17 protein-coding genes are annotated in these 17,255 nt (G+C 62.4%); 15 read left to right on the top strand and 2 right to left on the bottom strand.

The genetic code is table 11. The features are described 5' to 3' along the window. Positions 1–109: 109 nt before the first annotated feature. Entirely contained in the window at positions 110–814 is a 705-nt protein-coding gene (locus tag JNC62_RS03850; protein ID WP_374836337.1) for an SDR family oxidoreductase, read from the bottom strand. Between the two features lie 766 nt (positions 815–1,580). Between JNC62_RS03850 and JNC62_RS03845 the strand changes: the two genes are divergently transcribed. The 6 genes from JNC62_RS03845 to JNC62_RS03820 all read left to right on the top strand — a co-directional run bounded on the left by JNC62_RS03845 (position 1,581) and on the right by JNC62_RS03820 (position 6,261). After that, positions 1,581–2,627 (top strand): hypothetical protein, encoded by a 1,047-nt coding sequence (locus JNC62_RS03845; protein WP_374836124.1) that lies wholly within the window; start codon positions 1,581–1,583, stop codon positions 2,625–2,627. Next, positions 2,582–3,118: a hypothetical protein gene (locus JNC62_RS03840; protein ID WP_374836122.1), complete on the top strand. Its 537-nt coding sequence runs from the start codon at positions 2,582–2,584 to the stop codon at positions 3,116–3,118. The genes JNC62_RS03845 and JNC62_RS03840 overlap by 46 nt, the downstream gene beginning before the upstream one ends. Positions 3,119–3,261: 143 nt before the next feature. Beyond that, positions 3,262–3,687, top strand: coding sequence for a DUF1810 domain-containing protein (locus tag JNC62_RS03835; protein ID WP_374836120.1), 426 nt, complete (start codon positions 3,262–3,264; stop codon positions 3,685–3,687). 183 nt (positions 3,688–3,870) lie between these two features. Beyond that, positions 3,871–4,644, top strand: a complete 774-nt coding sequence (locus JNC62_RS03830) for an amino acid ABC transporter substrate-binding protein (protein ID WP_374836118.1) — start codon at positions 3,871–3,873, stop codon at positions 4,642–4,644. A 178-nt stretch (positions 4,645–4,822) separates the two neighbouring features. Beyond that, complete coding sequence (locus JNC62_RS03825; RefSeq protein ID WP_374836116.1) at positions 4,823–5,503, top strand: ABC transporter permease subunit; 681 nt, start codon at positions 4,823–4,825, stop codon at positions 5,501–5,503. Continuing rightward, positions 5,500–6,261: an amino acid ABC transporter ATP-binding protein gene (locus JNC62_RS03820; protein ID WP_374836115.1), complete on the top strand. Its 762-nt coding sequence runs from the start codon at positions 5,500–5,502 to the stop codon at positions 6,259–6,261. The genes JNC62_RS03825 and JNC62_RS03820 overlap by 4 nt, the downstream gene beginning before the upstream one ends. 78 nt (positions 6,262–6,339) lie before the next feature. Here the strand turns inward: JNC62_RS03820 and JNC62_RS03815 are convergent, their stop codons facing one another. Then, entirely contained in the window at positions 6,340–7,020 is a 681-nt protein-coding gene (locus JNC62_RS03815; protein WP_374836113.1) for a GntR family transcriptional regulator, read from the bottom strand. A gap of 320 nt (positions 7,021–7,340) precedes the next feature. On the opposite strand from JNC62_RS03815, the gene JNC62_RS03810 reads away from it, so the two are divergent. The 9 genes from JNC62_RS03810 to JNC62_RS03770 all read left to right on the top strand — a co-directional run bounded on the left by JNC62_RS03810 (position 7,341) and on the right by JNC62_RS03770 (position 17,180). After that, positions 7,341–8,441 (top strand): ABC transporter ATP-binding protein, encoded by a 1,101-nt coding sequence (locus tag JNC62_RS03810; RefSeq protein ID WP_374836111.1) that lies wholly within the window; start codon positions 7,341–7,343, stop codon positions 8,439–8,441. Between the two features lie 2 nt (positions 8,442–8,443). Next, complete coding sequence (locus JNC62_RS03805) at positions 8,444–9,367, top strand: ABC transporter permease (protein WP_374836109.1); 924 nt, start codon at positions 8,444–8,446, stop codon at positions 9,365–9,367. Further along, the gene (locus JNC62_RS03800) at positions 9,360–10,163 is read left to right on the top strand and encodes an ABC transporter permease (protein ID WP_374836107.1); all 804 of its coding nucleotides are present in this window, start codon (positions 9,360–9,362) and stop codon (positions 10,161–10,163) included. The genes JNC62_RS03805 and JNC62_RS03800 overlap by 8 nt, the downstream gene beginning before the upstream one ends. A gap of 41 nt (positions 10,164–10,204) precedes the next feature. Further along, positions 10,205–11,239, top strand: coding sequence for an extracellular solute-binding protein (locus JNC62_RS03795; protein WP_374836335.1), 1,035 nt, complete (start codon positions 10,205–10,207; stop codon positions 11,237–11,239). Between the two features lie 135 nt (positions 11,240–11,374). Beyond that, positions 11,375–12,556: a serine hydrolase domain-containing protein gene (locus JNC62_RS03790; protein ID WP_374836105.1), complete on the top strand. Its 1,182-nt coding sequence runs from the start codon at positions 11,375–11,377 to the stop codon at positions 12,554–12,556. 100 nt (positions 12,557–12,656) lie between these two features. Beyond that, the gene (locus JNC62_RS03785) at positions 12,657–14,327 is read left to right on the top strand and encodes an amidohydrolase (protein WP_374836103.1); all 1,671 of its coding nucleotides are present in this window, start codon (positions 12,657–12,659) and stop codon (positions 14,325–14,327) included. A 161-nt stretch (positions 14,328–14,488) separates the two neighbouring features. Continuing rightward, entirely contained in the window at positions 14,489–15,361 is an 873-nt protein-coding gene (aguB, locus tag JNC62_RS03780; RefSeq protein ID WP_374836101.1) for an N-carbamoylputrescine amidase, read from the top strand. Positions 15,362–15,576: 215 nt separating this feature from the next. Next, positions 15,577–16,137, top strand: a complete 561-nt coding sequence (locus JNC62_RS03775; RefSeq protein ID WP_374836099.1) for a dual specificity protein phosphatase family protein — start codon at positions 15,577–15,579, stop codon at positions 16,135–16,137. A gap of 143 nt (positions 16,138–16,280) precedes the next feature. Further along, positions 16,281–17,180, top strand: a complete 900-nt coding sequence (locus tag JNC62_RS03770; protein WP_374836098.1) for a DMT family transporter — start codon at positions 16,281–16,283, stop codon at positions 17,178–17,180. Positions 17,181–17,255 lie beyond the last annotated feature (75 nt).

Genomic DNA, 17,255 nt, shown 5'->3' with positions numbered 1-17,255 from the left:
CTATCTGTCAGTCGCGCCGCATTCAACCGGTGCGACCTGCGGCAGCGAAAGCCGTCAGGAGGGATTGTGGGATTTCGCAGCGGATGAGGTCTCGGTCGATCGCCTCGCCTTAGACCGAGCGTGTCAGTCCGCCGTCCACGCGAATGTTTTGCCCGGTGATGTAGCCGGCGCCCTCCGAGGCCAGGAAGGCCACCGTGGCGGCGATCTCGTCGCTGCGGCCATAACGCTGCATGGGAACGGCGGCGCGACGCTCTTCGGTTGCCGGCAGGCTGTCGATCCAACCCGGCAGCACGTTGTTCATGCGGATGTTTTCGGCGGCATAGGTGTCGGCGAAGATCTTCGTGTAGGAGGCAAGCCCGGCCCTGAAGACGGCCGAGGTGGGAAACATCGCCGCAGGCTCGAACGCCCAGGCGGTGGAGATGTTGATGATCGCGCCGCCCTTCTGGGCCTGCATGATGGGCGTGACGAGGCGGGTGGAGCGGACGACGTTCATGAGGTAGACGTCAAGCCCCCTGTGCCAGTCCTCGTCGGTGATCTCGATGATGGGCGCGCGCGGCCCGTGACCGGCGCTGTTGACCAGGACGTCTATCCGCCCCCAGGCCTGCATCGCCAGATCGACCAGCCGTTTCAGATCGTCGTTCGACTGGTTGGAGCCCGTAACCCCCACCCCGTTCAGTTCCTTTGCCAGTGCTTCGCCCTTGCCCGAGGAGGAGAGGATCGCAATGCGGAAACCGTCGGTCGCAAGGCGCCGGGCTGTTGCAGCCCCCATGCCGCTGCCACCTGCCGTCACAAGCGCCACCTTTTCTGCCGTCATGGACATCACCTCTCCTTGGTATCGGCCCGCACCGCGCGTGCAAGTCCTTGTTTTCCAGCAATGATACCATTGTCGACTCTAAGGTCGAGCCAAGTTCTGCGGCGATTGACAGGGAAATGCATTGGGCGACGCCATTTGGCATCGTCCCGGCCAACGCGAATGTCGCGGACGGCCCCGGGATCATTTTGGTCGCAACTAAAGATGGTAATTACTGAAATGAAATTCGTCTAGATTGTAATTCAGGAAATTCGTGATAAGCTGAAACATCTGCATAAAGTTAAAGATGCGCAAAGCCAGATGTCCTGTCGGGAATTTCCGAGGGCGGCGGAGAATTTTGCTGCCCGGCTTTGGTGGCGTGTTCGCAGACGAGCCATTTCGGTGGTTCTGCACGTAACGTCCAGGTCGCGGGGCTAGCGACGATCCGAGAAGAGACAGTCGGCTGATCTCGCCGGCGGCGCCCATGCGCGCAGCCGACGGTCGATGTCGACGGCCGAGTGGAGGGCAGGATGGCAGGCGCGATCAAGCTCGCAATGCGACTCTACACCATCAGCAATGGCAGGAAGACCCTTGCCCTCGAGATCGGGCAAGACGCCCAATACAAGCAGCCTATGCGGCAATCGGCACGCAACTGTCGCCAGAGTCGGCGAAGTGGGAGAGTTCCAGCGGGCTCTGGACGACCCCCTGGTATCGAATTCTGCGGCCTGCCGCTGCGCCCGCCGACGTTCCAAAGCCGAGCATCAAGGCAGTTCTCCCGCTCACGCGCGCATTGAAAGAGGGCGACGAAGCCTTGCCGGTCTCCGGCGTACTCGCCGTCGTCGATGGCGCCTGGTACGAAAACGCAGGGCTTGCCGAGTGGATGCTGGCGGGCGTCGAAGTTGCCAATCGCGCCAAGCTGCGGATTTCGCCAGAGAGTGAAGAGAGGACCGCCCGGGCGGTGGAAATCGGTCCTGATCCGCTCGTGCGGACCTATGGGTTGTCAAATCGTGTTCCGCTCGAGAAGCGGTCTCCCGTAACTGTCGGCGAGTTGCGGACGGTTGCGCCGGTCAAGATCGGCGGCCCGCTCGGACATGGCTTCGACACCGGGACGGCAACCGGACTCTATCTGAACAGTTCCTTCGTCGTGCGCCCGCCCGACTTTGCCATGGAAGATCCGGATGCGTGGTGGATGGGCAAGCTCGAATTCCGCCGCCTTGTGCTCGCAGAAGGTATCGCCGGTTACTGGGCCGGAACCTCCGCCTCCCCTGCCCGCTCGAGGTCTGGTCAACTGTCGATCACACAGCACACCATCACAGCTCCGCCACAAGCGTCAGCGGCGAACATCAGCATCGAGGCGCAACTGGCAATCACTGCCGATAAAACGGCGCAATGTTCGCTGGAGATCGGGGTCGAGTGGGATGGCGACACCTGCACGCTCGTCATCGACGGCGCAAAAAGTGAAAAAGTTACGCTGAAGAATGTCACCTTCGATTTACGCGTGCTGACGATCCGCCACACCTCCCTCATTGATCCGGACGGCAGTCAGCGGTTTGCCTGGTTCGAAATCCTGCTGCTGGTCCGCGAGCACGACGGCCATTGGTTTGTCGCCTGGCAGACCCGATGGCTTGATGCACCGCCGGATAACGCCGCGGACACGTCCGAGGCGGAACTGACGCTGTCGCTCGAGGTCACACCAACCGATGCCGCGGTGGGGCCGATGCGGGTAAGCAGGGCGCTGCAAGGTCCGAGCCGACCGAGGGGCGTTGGGCACAGTTTCTGCCGAATATGGAGGTGCTTGGGCGTCTCGGCCGGGTGCCGCTCGACAGCCTGTCGCTGAGGATCGATCCGAGAAGGCCCGGCCACCTCCTGTTGAACGCCGGAGGTGGCTGGCTGTCGACCAACGGCCTGAAGAACGAACGGGCACCCGGGAAAGAAAATCAGGGCCTGTTCAATCTCCTGCTCGTCACGGCGGGCGTTGCCAGCGTCACGGGCGGCGACGATGAGATCTTTATCGGCCTGTACCACTCCCTGGATGGCTACAACAATGCATTGAAGGCAATTCCGCTCGAACCGTTCGAGACCAATGCGGCGCCGGCATTTCCGTCGACCGGTGCGCTGATCGGCCGGATCCTCACGGTTCGTGCGGGCAAACCACAGTTGGCAGAGGCGGACATTTCAAAATGGCGAGACGATCCCTGGGGACAGTTCTTTCCGCAGGAGGCAGACAGCTCAAGCGATCCGGGGCGGGTGTTCGCAATGCCGACGGGCAACGCAGCACTGCAGATCATCGAGATCTATGCGCCGATCCGCCTCGATGACCGGCGTTGAGCACGAGCGCCTTCCCCGTTGCTTCGACTGCATCAGGCGGTCGGCGCTCGACCACGCCCGGACGCAGGGCGGTGCCAACGCGCACCAACCGTGCTACTCTTCGGCTTTGCGTCGTCATCCTTATGCAGTGATGGAGCCAGGCGGTGGATTACGACCTGTCTCGTTTCCACGAGGCTCAGGCGCCCATCTACCGGCGGGCACTGGCAGAACTGCGGGCTGGGCGCAAGCAGAGTCACTGGATGTGGTTTATTTTCCCGCAGATTGAAGGGCTCGGGATGTCGGCGATGGCACAGCGCTATGCCATCGGTTCGCTCGCCGAGGCCTCGGCCTATCTGGCCGACCCTATCCTTGGACGCCGTCTTTTAGAATGCGTCGAGGCGGTTCTCGCCGTGCCCGGAAAGTCAGCCCACGAAATCTTCGGCTCACCCGACGACATGAAGTTCCGGTCGTCGCTGACGCTGTTTGCCGCCGCCGCCGCCGATCCTTCGCCGTTCGAGGCGGCGCTGCAGCGCTTCCATGGTGGCGTGCCGGATCCGCGTACGCTGACGCTGCTTGGTGACGGGCGCTAAACCGGGTCCACACGCCGACCAGCCGGCCTATTTTTCATCAGGCGGAGGCGATGGCGCCACTTCACGGAAAAGTAGAAAAATATTCGTCGTTCGTGGCTTTGAAAGCAGTTCCATTTGCTCCAAACGCGCAGAATATTTGCGATCTAGAGCACACAAGTTCAGTGGCCAGAAACGGAGAACGACATGTCCTGGTTCAAGTCCATCGCTGCCGCAAGCCTGTTGCAGGCGGCCTTCCTGGTTCCGACCCTCGCCGGCGACAATCTGGCAGCGATCCAGTCTGCCGGTGTTTTCAAGGTGGGCACGGAAGGCACCTATGCCCCCTTCACCTATCACGACCAAACCGGCAAGCTCGTCGGTTTCGATGTCGAGATCGGCGAGGCCGTCGCCGCCAAGCTCGGCGTGAAGGTGGAGTTTCTGGAAGGCAAGTGGGACGGTCTGATCGCCGGCCTCGACGCCAACCGCTACGACGCGGTGATCAACCAGGTCGGTATCACCGACGCCCGCAAGCAGAAGTACGATTTCTCCGACCCCTACATCGCTTCCAAGGCCGTGCTGGTCGTACGCGCCGACGACGACAGCATCAAGGACTTCGCGGACCTGAAGGGCAAGAAGTCGGCGCAGTCGCTGACCAGCAACTTCGGCAAGCTCGCCCAGGAAAACGGTGCCGAGCTCGTCGGGACCGACGGCTTCGACCAGTCGATCCAGCTCGTACTGACCGGCCGTGCCGACGCGACGATCAACGATAGCCTGTCGTTTCTCGATTTCAAGAAACACAAGCCGGACGCTAACGTGAAGATCGCTGCCGAGCAGGCTGATGCCGACTATTCCGGCATTATCGTGCGCAAGGGTGAGCCGGAGCTCGTCGATGCCATCAACAAGGCGTTGGCCGAGATCAAGGCCGACGGGACCTATCAGAAGATCGCTGACAAGTACTTCGGTCAGGACGTATCGAAGTAACCGCAGGCCTGGATGACGCGGCCCCGGGCGAATGCAATCGCCCGGCCCTGCCGCAACTCTTTCTGCTGCAGGGCGTCACAAAAGGAACGTGACGCCCTCGCCGCTTCTCCTGTAGATTGACCGTATTTCCGAGTATCCGTGCCGGGGCAGTGCCCGCACGCTTCTTCCGAGGTTTGTCTTGCCGCACTGGCTCCAACTGATGCTCGATTCGCTTGGCCCCCTTCTGTGGGCCGGCCTCATCTTCACCATTCCGCTGACGCTTCTGTCCTTCGCCTTCGGGCTGGCACTCGGCCTCCTGACTGCCATCGTCCGGTTGTTTGCGCCAAAACCCTTCGTCGCAATCGCGCGCTTCTACGTCTGGATTTTCCGCGGAACACCGCTTCTGGTCCAGTTGTTCGTGATCTTCTACGGCCTGCCGAGCATGGGTATCCTGCTCGATGCCTTCCCGGCCGCGCTGATCGGCTTCAGCCTCAATGTCGGCGCCTACACCTCCGAGATCATCCGCGCGGTGATCGCCTCGGTGCCGCGGGGCCAGTGGGAGGCGTCCTATTCGATCGGCATGAGCTGGGGCCAGGCGATGCGCCGCACGATCCTGCCTCAGGCAGGCCGCACCGCCGTGCCGCCGCTGTCGAACACCTTCATCTCGCTGGTCAAGGACACCTCGCTCGCAGCCGCCATCACGGTTCCCGAACTGTTCCAGACGGCGCAGCGCATCGTCGCGACCAGTTACGAACCGCTGATCCTGTATATCGAGGCTGCGCTGATCTATCTCGCCATGAGTTCGGTCCTTTCCGCGCTGCAGGTGCGGCTGGAGAAGCGCTTCTCCCGTTACGGCGGCTTCCTGGAGGCACGCGCATGATCGAACTCGGACACATCGAGAAGCGCTTTGGCGACAATGTCGTGCTCAACGACGTCAGTGTAGAAATGCCGGAAGGCACGGTGACCGCGCTGGTCGGTCCCTCTGGCGGGGGCAAGAGCACGTTGCTTCGCTGCGTCAACCTCCTGGAGATCCCGACACGCGGAACCGTGCGCATCGGCGAGGAGATGCTTTCCTTCTCGGAAACGGCACGGCTCGGTTGGGCCGACATTCAGCGTCTGCGTCGCCAGACGGGCATGGTGTTCCAGAATTTCCAGCTTTTTCCGCACCGCACCGCGATCGAGAACGTCATGGAAGGCCTGGTGACGGTGCTGAAATGGCCGGTGGAGCGCGCGCGGAGCCGGGCGATGGAACTGCTGGAGAAGGTCGGCATGGCGCACAAGGCGGACGCCTGGCCGGCGACGCTTTCGGGCGGCCAGCAGCAGCGCGTCGCAATCGCGCGCGCGCTCGCCCCCTCCCCGCGCGTGCTTCTCTGCGACGAGCCGACGTCCGCACTCGATCCGGAACTCGCCGAGGAGGTCGTCGACGTGCTTGGCCGGCTGGCGCGCGAGGGCACGACCATGATGATGGCGACGCACGACCTGCGGCTCGCCTCGCGCGTGGCCGACAAGGTCGTGTTTCTCGATGGCGGCGTCATCGTTGAGAGCGGGCCGCCGGCACAGATCTTTTCCCGGCCGGAACGCGAGCGGACCAAGCGTTTCATCGCTTCGCTGAACGTGATGGCCGACTACGAAATCTGAGCGCTGTCGGCGCAATCCTGGGCGCGGCTTTGTGCAGGCAATTGGCGCTTCTTGGTAAGCACCGGTTGACCCCCTCCATCAGAACGTGCGCGCGGCGGTGTCAAGAAACTGCGCCCGGCCCAGATGGCCGATTCCGTCCTGGATATCCGCGGTTATCGCGGTTTTCAGAGCTTCAGCGTTCCGATCACGGATTGCATCCAATGCTTCGGCGTGCCGGTCGACCTTGTAGCTTTGCCAATGGTTTTCCGCGGCGTGGCGCATGAAGGGGCCCAGCCGCAGCCAGAGAGATTCGATCATTGGCAGAAGGACGCCGCTGGAGTGGACTTCATAGATGCAGCGGTGAAAATCGAAGTTGGCCACGATGCCGCGCTCGATGTCCCCGGCATCGTAGGCAGCGTCCACAAGGGAATCGAGATGCTGGAGCCGGGCGAGGCGAAGGAAGTCCATTTGCGGCAGAGCCCGTTCGGCCGCGACCGTTTCCAGCGCGATGCGGGCGGCGAGGATCTCGTCGAATTTTTCCGGCACCATCTCCGGAACGCGAACACGGCGGTTGTCCAGAAGCTCCAGTGCGCCGTCGGCAACCAGATATTGCAGCGCCTCGCGCACTGGCATCGCGCTCACGGCCAGCATCTCGGCGAGGCCGTTTATGGTCACGGGTTCGCCCGGCTGGAAACGTCCCGTCATGAGGGCATGGCGTAGGGTGCGATGGACCCAGTGCTTCACTGATTCGCATGGTTGCCTCCCCTCCGACACCAGCATGCCTGTCCCCTCCGTGGGTAGAGCCCGATGCCCCTCGTGCAGGCGCATCGTGCATTGTACTAACCCTTTGAAAAATGCTTATATTCTCTTTCCGCAGGCGCACCGATCCGGAAAGGCTTGCGTTCAGTTCCCCGACCTATTTCGACGTATGGTTGTTATTGTCTTGTCCGCGAAATTGCCTCTTTACAGTTTTGATCAAATTATGGTTTGTTGTGATCATAAGCAAGCGACGACAATCACATAGAAGCTGCGACAAGCAGCCATGTGCAGACGCCGGGATGAAGGGCGAGCCTTTCGAACCCGGGTGAAATGGGGAACAAATGGACCAGACCCAGGTGAAGTCCGCCAATGGCGGCGCTATCGGCATGCGCGCCATCCAGAAGTGGTTCGGCACCTTTCAGGCCGTCAACGACGTAACGCTGGATATTCGGTCGAACGAGTTCTTTACGCTGCTCGGACCTTCCGGTTGCGGCAAGACCACGCTGCTTCGAATGATCGCCGGTTTCGAGCTTCCGACCGAAGGTCAGGTGCTGCTCGACGGCAAGGACATCTCCAGCCTTCGTCCCAACCAGCGGCCGGTCAATACGGTCTTCCAGAACTACGCGCTCTTCCCGCATCTGACCGTCGCGGAAAACATCGGCTTCGGGCTCAAGATGCTGGGCACGCAAAAAGCGAAGATCGACAGTGTGGTCAAGGAGATGCTGAAGCTCGTGCATCTTGAAGGTCGCGGAGACAACGCGGTCACGCAGCTTTCCGGCGGCCAGCAGCAGCGTGTGGCGCTCGCCCGCGCGCTTGCGCCGCAGCCGAAGGTGTTGCTGCTCGATGAGCCGCTTTCGGCGCTGGACTTGAAACTGCGCAAGTCGATGCAGATGGAGCTGAAGCGCCTGCAGCTCGAAACCGGCATCACCTTCGTTTTCGTCACCCACGACCAGGAAGAAGCGCTGACGATGTCGGATCGCATCGCCGTGATGTCGACCGGCACGGTTCGCCAGGTCGGCACGCCCTGGGATATCTACGACCGCCCGGCCGAACGCTTCGTCGCCGACTTCATCGGCGAGACCAATTTCCTTGAAGCCGACGTCGTTTCCGTTTCCGGCAACAAGGCCCGTGTGCGCCTCTCGTCGGGCGCAGAGATTCCCGCGGCCTTCCCCGCCGACCTGACGCCGAGCGGCAAGGTCACGATCGTTGTCCGCCCTGAGCATGCCCAGGTCAGCGCGCCTTCGCCTGCTTCGCTGTTGCGCGGTGTCGTCCACGAGGTGGTTTATCTCGGGACCGACACTCATTTTCACATCCGCCTCGACGACGGCAAGGCCTTCATGGTTCGCCAGCAGAATGCCCGCAGCGGCCATAGCGGCTTCTCGAAGGACGACACGGTCGGCATCGGCTTCAGCGACGACGTCGCCCAGATCCTGAGGGACTGACGATGAACGGCGCGCAGCAGGCCGCCCTCGCGGCCAAGACAAAGGATATTCGCTCCCGCTGGCTGCTGAGTGCGCCAGCTCTGTTCATCATTTTCTTTGCGGCCGTCGGGCCTCTGTTCGTCATGCTGCTCTACTCCTTCATGGCGAAGGGAGACTATGGCGACGTAAGGTTCGGCGAGTTCTCGCTTGAGGGGTGGACCTCGGTCCTCTTCCAGCGTGACATTTTCGATGACACGCTGGGGTTTGCCGACGCGCACCTGTCCATCATCTGGCGCTCGATCCAGCTGTCGTTCTTCACGACGGTCCTCACGCTGATCCTCGGTTTTCCGACAGCCTATTTCATCGCGACCCGCCCGCCGCACACCCGCGAAATCTGGGTGTTCCTGGTGACGATCCCGTTCTGGACCAACCTGCTGATCCGCACCTTCGCCATGCAGCAGGTCATCCGCAACGAGGGCCTCCTGAACAACGCCCTGATCTGGCTCGGCATCATCAAGCAGCCCCTGCAGATCATGTACACCGACACCGCCAACCTGCTTGGCATGACCTATGTGTATCTGCCGCTCATGGTGCTGCCGCTCTATGCCTCGATCGAAAAGCTCGACTTCCGGCTGGTCGAGGCGGGGTACGATCTCTATGCGACGCGTTTCCAGGTGCTGCGGCGGGTCGTGATCCCGCTGGTGAAGCCCGGCCTTATCGCCGGCTCGATCCTCGTGTTCATCCCGTCGCTCGGTGCCTACGTCATCCCGCGCGTGCTCGGCGGCGGCAAGAACATGATGCTCGGCAACCTGATCGAGATGCAGTTCGGCTCGGGCCGCAACTGGCCGCTGGGGGCGGCGATGTCGATTACTCTGATGGCCTTGGTGATGGTCGCGCTGATCTTCTATGTCCGCAATGCCTCGCGGGGAGGATCGGGCCATGCTTAAGTCACGCTTTGACGTCCGCGCCCAGCCCGGCTTCATGCTCATCACCCTGTTCACGTTCTTCGCGCTTTATCTGCCGATCGGCGCGCTCGTAATCTACTCGTTCAACGGGGCGGAGTCGCTGTCCCGCTGGGATGGCTTTTCGACGCGCTGGTTCGTGGCGGCATGGCAGAACGCTTCCGTCCAGGAAGCAGCCATCCGTTCGCTCGTCATCGCTTCATGGGCGGCGTTTCTCGCATCGATCGCGGCCACGATGGCTGCGCTTGCGACAACGCGGACGGAGCCCTATCGCGGCTTGACCTTCAAATACGCGCTGATCAACCAGCCGCTCATGGTGCCGGAAATCGTCACCGCGGTGGCGCTGCTGATCGTCTTCTCGCGGATCAAGGTCTGGACCGGCTACTCGGGCCTGGGCTACCTGATTGCTGCTCATACCGCTTTCTGCATTCCCTTCGCTTACTTGCCCATCCGCGCCCGTCTCGAAAGCATGGACCTGACGCTGGAACGGGCGGCGGCCGACCTCTACGCGACGCCCTGGAAGACCTTCTGGCATGTGACCCTGCCACTGCTGCGCCCGGCGATCATCGCCGGCTTCATGCTGGCTTTCGTCATTTCGCTCGATGACGTCGTCATCACGGAATTCGTGAAATCCGGCGGGCAGGACACGTTGCCGACCTACATGCTCGGACAGCTCCGGCGCGAGACTACCCCGGAGATCAACGCGATCGCCACCGTATTCCTTGCGCTTTCGACTGCGCTCGTCGTGGTCTTCTTCTTCATCAATCGGCGAAAGCAGTAGTCATCTCGGAAACAAATCACAGAGAGGAACAGAGAATGAAAATGAAATGGATGGCAACGACAGCAATGGCGGCGGTTGGCGTGCTGGCGCTGGCGAACACCGCTTCGGCGGCGGGCGAGCTCAACATCTACAACTGGGGTGACTACACCAATCCCGAGCTCATCAAGAAGTTCGAAGCGAAATACGACGTCAAGGTGACGATCACCGATTACGACTCCAACGACACCGCGCTCGCCAAGGTCCGGGCTGGCGGTCACGGCTTCGACCTCGTCGTGCCCTCGGCGAATTATGTTCAGGTCTGGGTCAAGGAAGGCCTTCTGCAGGAAGCCCGTCCCGACCAGATGGAGAACTTCAAGAACGTCGACGAGCGTTGGGTCGACGTGCCGTGGGATCCGGGTCGCCACTATACCGTTCCGTGGCTGTGGGGCCTGACGGGCATCGGCGTCAACACCTCGGTCTACAAGGGCGACATCAACACCTCCGCAATCTTCCTGGATCCGCCGGAAGAGCTGGTCGGCAAGATCAATGTGGCGCCGGAAATGAACGACGTCCTCTTCGCCACCATCAAGTATTTTGGCGGCGAGTGGTGCACGATGGACAAGGAGGTCCTTCGCAAGGTCCGCGACAAGCTTGTCGAGGCAAAGTCGAAATGGCTTGCCATGGACTACAGCGTGACGGAGAAGCTGCCTGCCGGCGATTACGCGGCCGTGTACTACTGGAACGGCGCCATCATGCGCTCGCGCGCGAAGAACGCGGACATCAAGTTCGGCTATCCGAAGGAGGGCTTCCCCTACTTCATGGACAGCGTCGCTCTGCTGAAGGACGCGAAGAACACCGAAAATGCCAAGCTGTTCATGAACTTCATCATGGAACCGGAAAATGCGGCGATGCTTTCCGCGTTTGCCAAGTATGCCAACGGCATCAAGGGCTCGGAAGCCTTCATGCCGGCCGAAATGCAGTCGGCGCCGGAGCTGTTCATCCCGGCCGAATTCCAACCGGCAGGCGAGTTCCTCGCGAACTGCGAGCCGGAAACGCTGCAGCTCTACAGCAAGATCTGGACCGAGCTGCATAAGTAACTGACAGCCGCAAGAACTGCGCCGCGCGAAATAGCGCGGCGCAGTCGCATGATGAATTTTCGCGCCCGGTTGCGCGATCAGGAGGAGACCGCCGCGGCGAAAGCCTGACTTTCCGCCAGCCGGTCAGGTGATGCGATGACTTCCACCTTCAGGGACCAGCACGGCTTTGCCCGTTCCGACGTAACGCTTGCGAACTGGCGCACGGCTCCCTTCAACCGCTGGGGCTTCCAGAATGCCCGCGACCTCGTGCCGACCGCGGAGATCCGTGCGTCCCGTCCGGATCCGGAGGAGACGATCGCTTCCGAAGCGTTTCTGGCTACGAGGGTCGAAACCGACGTCGAAGGCGCTGCAACGGTCGGGGAATTTCTCGACTACGCGCATACGGACGGCTTCGTCGTCCTGCGCGATGGTCGCATCGTCGCGGAACACTACGCACCCCATGCGGACGTGAACGCGAGGCACCTCATTTTCTCCATCTCGAAGTCGATGACGGCGATCATTTCGGGCATCCTGGAAGCCCAGGGGGTGATTGATCCCGATCGCCTGGTCACCCACTACCTGCCGGAGGCGGGCGGCAGTGCGTATGGCACCTGCAGCTATCGCGACGTGCTCGACATGCGGGTCAGTCTCGACTTCGAGGAGGCTTATCTCGATCCGCTTGGCGCCTTTGCGCGCTATCGCCGTGCCACACTGTGGAATCCGCCGGAGCCGGGTGCCCCGACCGAAACGCTCGCCTCGTTCCTGATGACGTTGCCGAAGGCGCAACGCGCCCATGGTGGCCCGTTCTTTTACGCTTCGCCGAATTCCGACCTGCTCGGCGTGATCATCGAGCGGGTTACCGGGCGGCGCTTCTCCGATCTCATGTCGGAGTTGTTGTGGCAACCGATGGGGGCTAAGAACGACGCCTATGTGACCGTTGACGCGATCGGCACGCCGCGCTGCGCCGGCGGCATCTGCATGACCGCCCGTGACCTCGCCCGCGTGGGCGAACTGCTGCGCACCGGCGGCGCAGCGAATGGCCGTCAGATCGTGCCCGAGTCCTGGATCGCCGATATGACGACCAACGGCGACCACGAGGCCTGGGTCGCCGGTCTCAACACGATGCTGCCGAACGGCCGTTATCGCAGTCAGTGGTATCAGTCGGGAGAAGCCGACGGCGCCTTTTGCGCGATCGGCATCCATGGCCAGTGGCTCTATGTCGACCCGAGCACGAAGACGGTCATCGTCAAGCAGTCCTCGCAACCCAATCCGCTGGATGACGAACTGAAGCAGGACATATTCGCCTTCTTCCGCCTGATCAGCGCCATGGCGTTCTGACACTTGCGTGGGCGCCAGTGGCGCCGCGCCACCAAAATAGAGCCGGCGATCTGCCACAACGACGCGGATCGACCGGCCGAAAAAAGACCGAGGGAACACCATGCAGAAAGAAGCAAGCTATATCATCCGCAACGCGCGGATCCTCACCATGGACGAGGCGAACCCGGCGGCGGAAGCGATCGCGATTTCGGGCAATCGCATTCTTGCTGTCGGCTCCGAGGCGCAGATCGACGTCTTTTCCGGCCCCGACACGCATGTCATCGACGCCAAGGGCGGTACGGTGCTGCCCGGCTTCAACGAAGCGCACATGCATATCTTCGGCGGTTCGGTCGGCCTCACCCAGCTCTCCCTCTTCGGTGTCAAGGGTTTCGAGACCTTGCAGGAGAAGGTGCGCGCCTACGCGGCGGCCAATCCCGACCTGCCGCTGCTCGAGGCACAGTATGCCGACTATACGATCCTCTCCGATCACGAGCGCGTCACCCGCCACCACCTCGATCGCGTCATCTCCGATCGGCCTTTCATGATGGTGGCGCCGGATCGTCATACCGCCTGGGCGAACACGATCGCGCTGGAGAAGGCGGGGATCCTGAAGGGCGGCGACGTCGGCGTCGGCAACGAGATCGTCATGGGCGACGACGGGCTTGCCAGTGGCGAATTGCGCGAATCCGACGCGATGCGCCCGGTCGCGGCCCTCAGCGAGACCGGCGGGCGCGAGATGCTCGGCGTCGGCACCGGCGGCGATCCGGAGCACGTCACGACCGAGGCGCGCGCCAAGGATATCGCCGTCATCAAGCGGGGCCTTGCCTATTGCGCGTCGCTCGGCATCACCTCGCTGCAGAACATGGACGGCAGCCTCTACCAGCTGGAGATGCTTGACGAGATCGAGAAGACCGACGGCCTGCCGGTGCGGGTGCGCATGCCCTTCCACATGAAGAACTTCATGCCACTCAGTGATCTTACGGACAAGGCGGCCGCCTGGCGCGCCCGTTTCGACACCGACAAGCTGCGCTGCGATTTCGTCAAGATGTTCATGGACGGCGTCACCGAGTCGGGCACCGCGGTCTTCATCGACGACTACAAACACCAGCCCGGCTGGAAGGGCGAGCCGCTGTTCACGCAGGACCAGTTCGACACCATCGCGATCGTGGCCGACAAGCTCGGCCTGCAGATCGCCGTGCACGCGATCGGCGACGGCGCGGTGCGCATGGTGCTCAACGGCTACGCGGCGGCGATCACGGCGAACGGCGGGCGCGACAGCCGTAACCGCATCGAGCACATCGAGGTCGTCCACCCCGACGACATCAAGCGCTTCGCCGAGACAGGCACCGTCGCCTCGATGCAGCCGACCCATCCGCCCGGCAATGCCGGCCTGCCGCTGGAGCCCTACCTCTCCTATATCGGCGAGGAGCGCTGGCCCTATGCCTTTGCCTGGCGCACCCTCGTTGATGCCGGCGCGAAGATCGTCTTTGCCACCGACTGGCCGGTCTCGCCGCTCGATCCGATGAGTTGCATCCACGACGCGATGACGCGCAAGACCTGGAAGGCGGGCATGGCCGACCAGCGGCTGACGTTGAAGGAGACGCTCGAGGCCTACACCAGGACCAGTGCCTGGGTCGAGTTCATGGAGGATCGCAAGGGAGTGCTCAAGCAAGGCTACCTCGCCGACATTGTCGTGCTCTCCGGAGACGTCGAACGCACGGCGTATGAGGACCTCGCCTCGGTGCGGCCGGTGACGACGATCTGCGACGGACGGATCACCTATCAGGCGTAAGAATAAAAGGGAACGCTGCCCCTCATCCGCCTGCCGGCACTTCTCCCCGCATCGGATCCACGAGCGGAATGCGTCGTGCATGGCAAATCCCCTCTCCCTGCTTGCGGGGCGAGGGTTAGGGTGAGGGGCAACCACTCCGCAGCACACAAGGGAACATCACCATGCGGCAAGTGACGCTGGCAGCCACACAGATGGCCTGCAGTTGGGACACCGATCAAAACATTGCCACCGCCGACCGGCTCGTGCGCGAGGCGGCGGGACGGGGAGCGAACATCATCCTGATCCAGGAACTGTTCGAGACGCCGTATTTCTGCCAGGACCAGTTTTCCGACTTCCATGTGCTCGCAAGGCCGTTGGCGGGCAATGCGCTGGTGGCGCATTTCGCAAGGCTTGCGCAGGAACTCGGCGTTGTGCTGCCCGTCAGCTATTTCGAAGAGGCAGGCCAGGCGCGCTTCAACTCGCTCGCGATCATCGATGCCGATGGCAAGGTGCTCGGCAACTACCGCAAGAGCCATATCCCAGACGGTCCGGGCTATACGGAGAAGTTCTATTTCTCCCCTGGCGACACCGGCTTCCAGGTTTGGAAGACCCGGTTCGGCACCATCGGCTGCGGCATTTGCTGGGACCAGTGGTTCCCGGAAGCGGCGCGCAGCATGGCGCTGATGGGCGCGGAAATCCTGCTTTATCCGACCGCGATCGGCACCGAGCCGCAGGACCCCACGCTCGACAGCGCCGCACACTGGCAGCGCGTGATGCAGGGCCATGCCGGGGCCAACATGATGCCCGTCGTCGCCTCGAACCGCATCGGCACCGAGGAAGGTCGCAACAACACGTCGATCACCTTCTACGGCTCGTCGTTCATCGCCGACCAGACCGGTGCGAAGATCGTCGAGGCTGACCGACAGAGCGAAATGGTGCTGGTCGCCACCTTCGATCTCGACGCGATCGAGCGACAGCGCTCGAGCTGGGGTCTTTTCCGCGACCGCCGGCCGGAACTCTATCGGGCGCTGGTCACCCTGGACGGACAACTCTAGCAAGCGAGCGATTACTCGCTGTTTTCAAGAGGCAAGGTCCGCCTGCGCAATCCTGACGACAACCCCGGCCGCGCGCCATTGCGTGCGCGGCGGTTCGGTCTTTCCGCCCGTGGCGTTCAGCCGTTTGTCAGCTTCTCAAGCGACAGTGCGCACGTTTTCCGTGCTGTCTGGCTTCGGAATTCATGCTGATTGCGGAGACGCACGGGTTGGGTTTGATGCGAAGATACGTTGTCTGGGCGGGAAGACTGGCGGCCCTGATCGGCGTTGTCGGCAGTGCCTTTCTGATCGGCCTGCAACTCGCGGGCAATTTCCATGAAGTCATTCCGGGCGAACTTTATCGCGCCGCCCAGCCTTCGAGCGGACAGATCGAACGCTATGTGCGGCAGTACGGGATCCGAACGATCGTCAATCTTCGCGGCCCCAGCAGCGCGCCGTGGTACGTCGGCGAACTGGCAACGTCCGAGCGGCTCGGCGTCAAACATTTCAATTTCGGGATGTCCTCATCGAAACCGTTCACCCTGGCCAGGGCAAAGGAACTCGTGGCACTTCTGCGTGATGCGCCGAAACCCATCCTGATCCATTGCCGATCCGGAGCCGATCGGACCGGTCTTGCCTCCCTTATCTATCTTCAGCAGATCGCCGGAGTTGACGAGGAAACCGCCGAACAGCAGCTGTCGATCCGCTTTGGTCACTTTGGCATCCCCGTTCTGTCGCCGACCTTCGCCATGGACGAGTCCTGGGAGGCGTTGGAGGAAGCGTTCGGGCTTGCGAGCTGATTGTTCCGACACGGTTCTCGCTGCTGGGTCGCCCTTTGCAGCACGGGGAACTGTGAACGGAAACTTATGTGCGAGTTTTAGCGATTGTCGCATCGTTTCGCTCTGTGCCATAGGCGGCGCAGCATTCCACAGACGATCGCCCCATGTACCTGTCCGAACTCCTCGCCATCGCCGCCGCCGCCTGCATCGCATTGAGCGGAATGCTGATTGGTGAACTGAAGGGTCGCGTACCGTTGCTGGTGCTGACCCGGTGGCAGATGATCGCGAGTTTCGCCATGACGGGCGCAGCCTCGCTTGTGACCGGTGGCTGGCGCACGATCGAACCGTGGCAGGCGGGATCGTTGGCGCTGTCCGGCCTGTTTGGCATCATCATTGCCAGCACGACCTACTTTGCGGCCATCTACATCGCCGGCGCACGCAGAACCGCCCTTCTCTTCTCGCTGTCGGCGCCCTTTGCCGTGCTGTTCGGTTATCTGTGGCTTGGCGAGACGGTCACGGGGCAGCAGGGGGCCGGGATCGCCCTGGTCCTGGCCGGCGTCGTGCTCGCAATCGGCGGTCCGAAAGAAGGCAAGGGGCGCGACCTCGTGGCCGCCCATTCGGTCGGCGGACGTCTTGCCCTGCTCGGGATCGCCCTTGGCGTGGTCACGGCCGTCGGCCAGGCGCTCGGCAGTCTCGCCGCCCGCCCGGCGATGGCAGCGGGGGCGGAACCGTTCACAGCCATGGCGATCCGCTCTGGGATTGCGGCCGTCTTTTTCGTCGCATTGTCGGCATTGCCGATCCCCGGCCTGAAGTCCGCAACCAGCTTCACCATGCGAACGCGCCTCATCGCGTTCGGGGCCGCATTCTTCGGGATCGGGCTTGGCATGTCCCTGCTGATGGCAGCGCTCGTGAACGGCAATGTCGGCATCGTCTCGACGCTGTCCTCGCTGACACCGGTCCTGATCCTTCCAATGGTCTGGGTGCGCACGGGCCACGCCCCATCCGCATCGGCCTGGGGCGGGGCGATCCTGGCGGTGGCCGGGATCGCACTGATCAGTCTGTAGGGCGCCAAGCTATCGGGAGACCCCACCAGACCGATGCGTCACACCGCCGGCTGCAGCATCGGCTCTCACCCGTTG

It is taken from the genome of Mycoplana ramosa (assembly GCF_041930185.1).
GTDB lineage: Bacteria > Pseudomonadota > Alphaproteobacteria > Rhizobiales > Rhizobiaceae > Mycoplana > Mycoplana ramosa.
Note: the sequence above shows the minus strand (reverse complement) of the source record. Positions and strands in the feature narration are given on the sequence as shown.

Coding starts and splice junctions, on each gene's coding strand:
- JNC62_RS03850 (WP_374836337.1), bottom strand. CDS start 814: ATGACGGCAGAAAAGGTGGCGCTTGTGACGGCAGGTGGCAGCGGCATG.
- JNC62_RS03830 (WP_374836118.1), top strand. CDS start 3,871: ATGTCCTGGTTCAAGTCCATCGCTGCCGCAAGCCTGTTGCAGGCGGCC.
- JNC62_RS03820 (WP_374836115.1), top strand. CDS start 5,500: ATGATCGAACTCGGACACATCGAGAAGCGCTTTGGCGACAATGTCGTG.
- JNC62_RS03815 (WP_374836113.1), bottom strand. CDS start 7,020: ATGCTGGTGTCGGAGGGGAGGCAACCATGCGAATCAGTGAAGCACTGG.
- JNC62_RS03810 (WP_374836111.1), top strand. CDS start 7,341: ATGGACCAGACCCAGGTGAAGTCCGCCAATGGCGGCGCTATCGGCATG.
- JNC62_RS03805 (WP_374836109.1), top strand. CDS start 8,444: ATGAACGGCGCGCAGCAGGCCGCCCTCGCGGCCAAGACAAAGGATATT.
- JNC62_RS03800 (WP_374836107.1), top strand. CDS start 9,360: ATGCTTAAGTCACGCTTTGACGTCCGCGCCCAGCCCGGCTTCATGCTC.
- JNC62_RS03795 (WP_374836335.1), top strand. CDS start 10,205: ATGAAATGGATGGCAACGACAGCAATGGCGGCGGTTGGCGTGCTGGCG.
- JNC62_RS03790 (WP_374836105.1), top strand. CDS start 11,375: ATGACTTCCACCTTCAGGGACCAGCACGGCTTTGCCCGTTCCGACGTA.
- JNC62_RS03785 (WP_374836103.1), top strand. CDS start 12,657: ATGCAGAAAGAAGCAAGCTATATCATCCGCAACGCGCGGATCCTCACC.
- aguB (WP_374836101.1), top strand. CDS start 14,489: ATGCGGCAAGTGACGCTGGCAGCCACACAGATGGCCTGCAGTTGGGAC.
- JNC62_RS03775 (WP_374836099.1), top strand. CDS start 15,577: ATGCGAAGATACGTTGTCTGGGCGGGAAGACTGGCGGCCCTGATCGGC.
- JNC62_RS03770 (WP_374836098.1), top strand. CDS start 16,281: ATGTACCTGTCCGAACTCCTCGCCATCGCCGCCGCCGCCTGCATCGCA.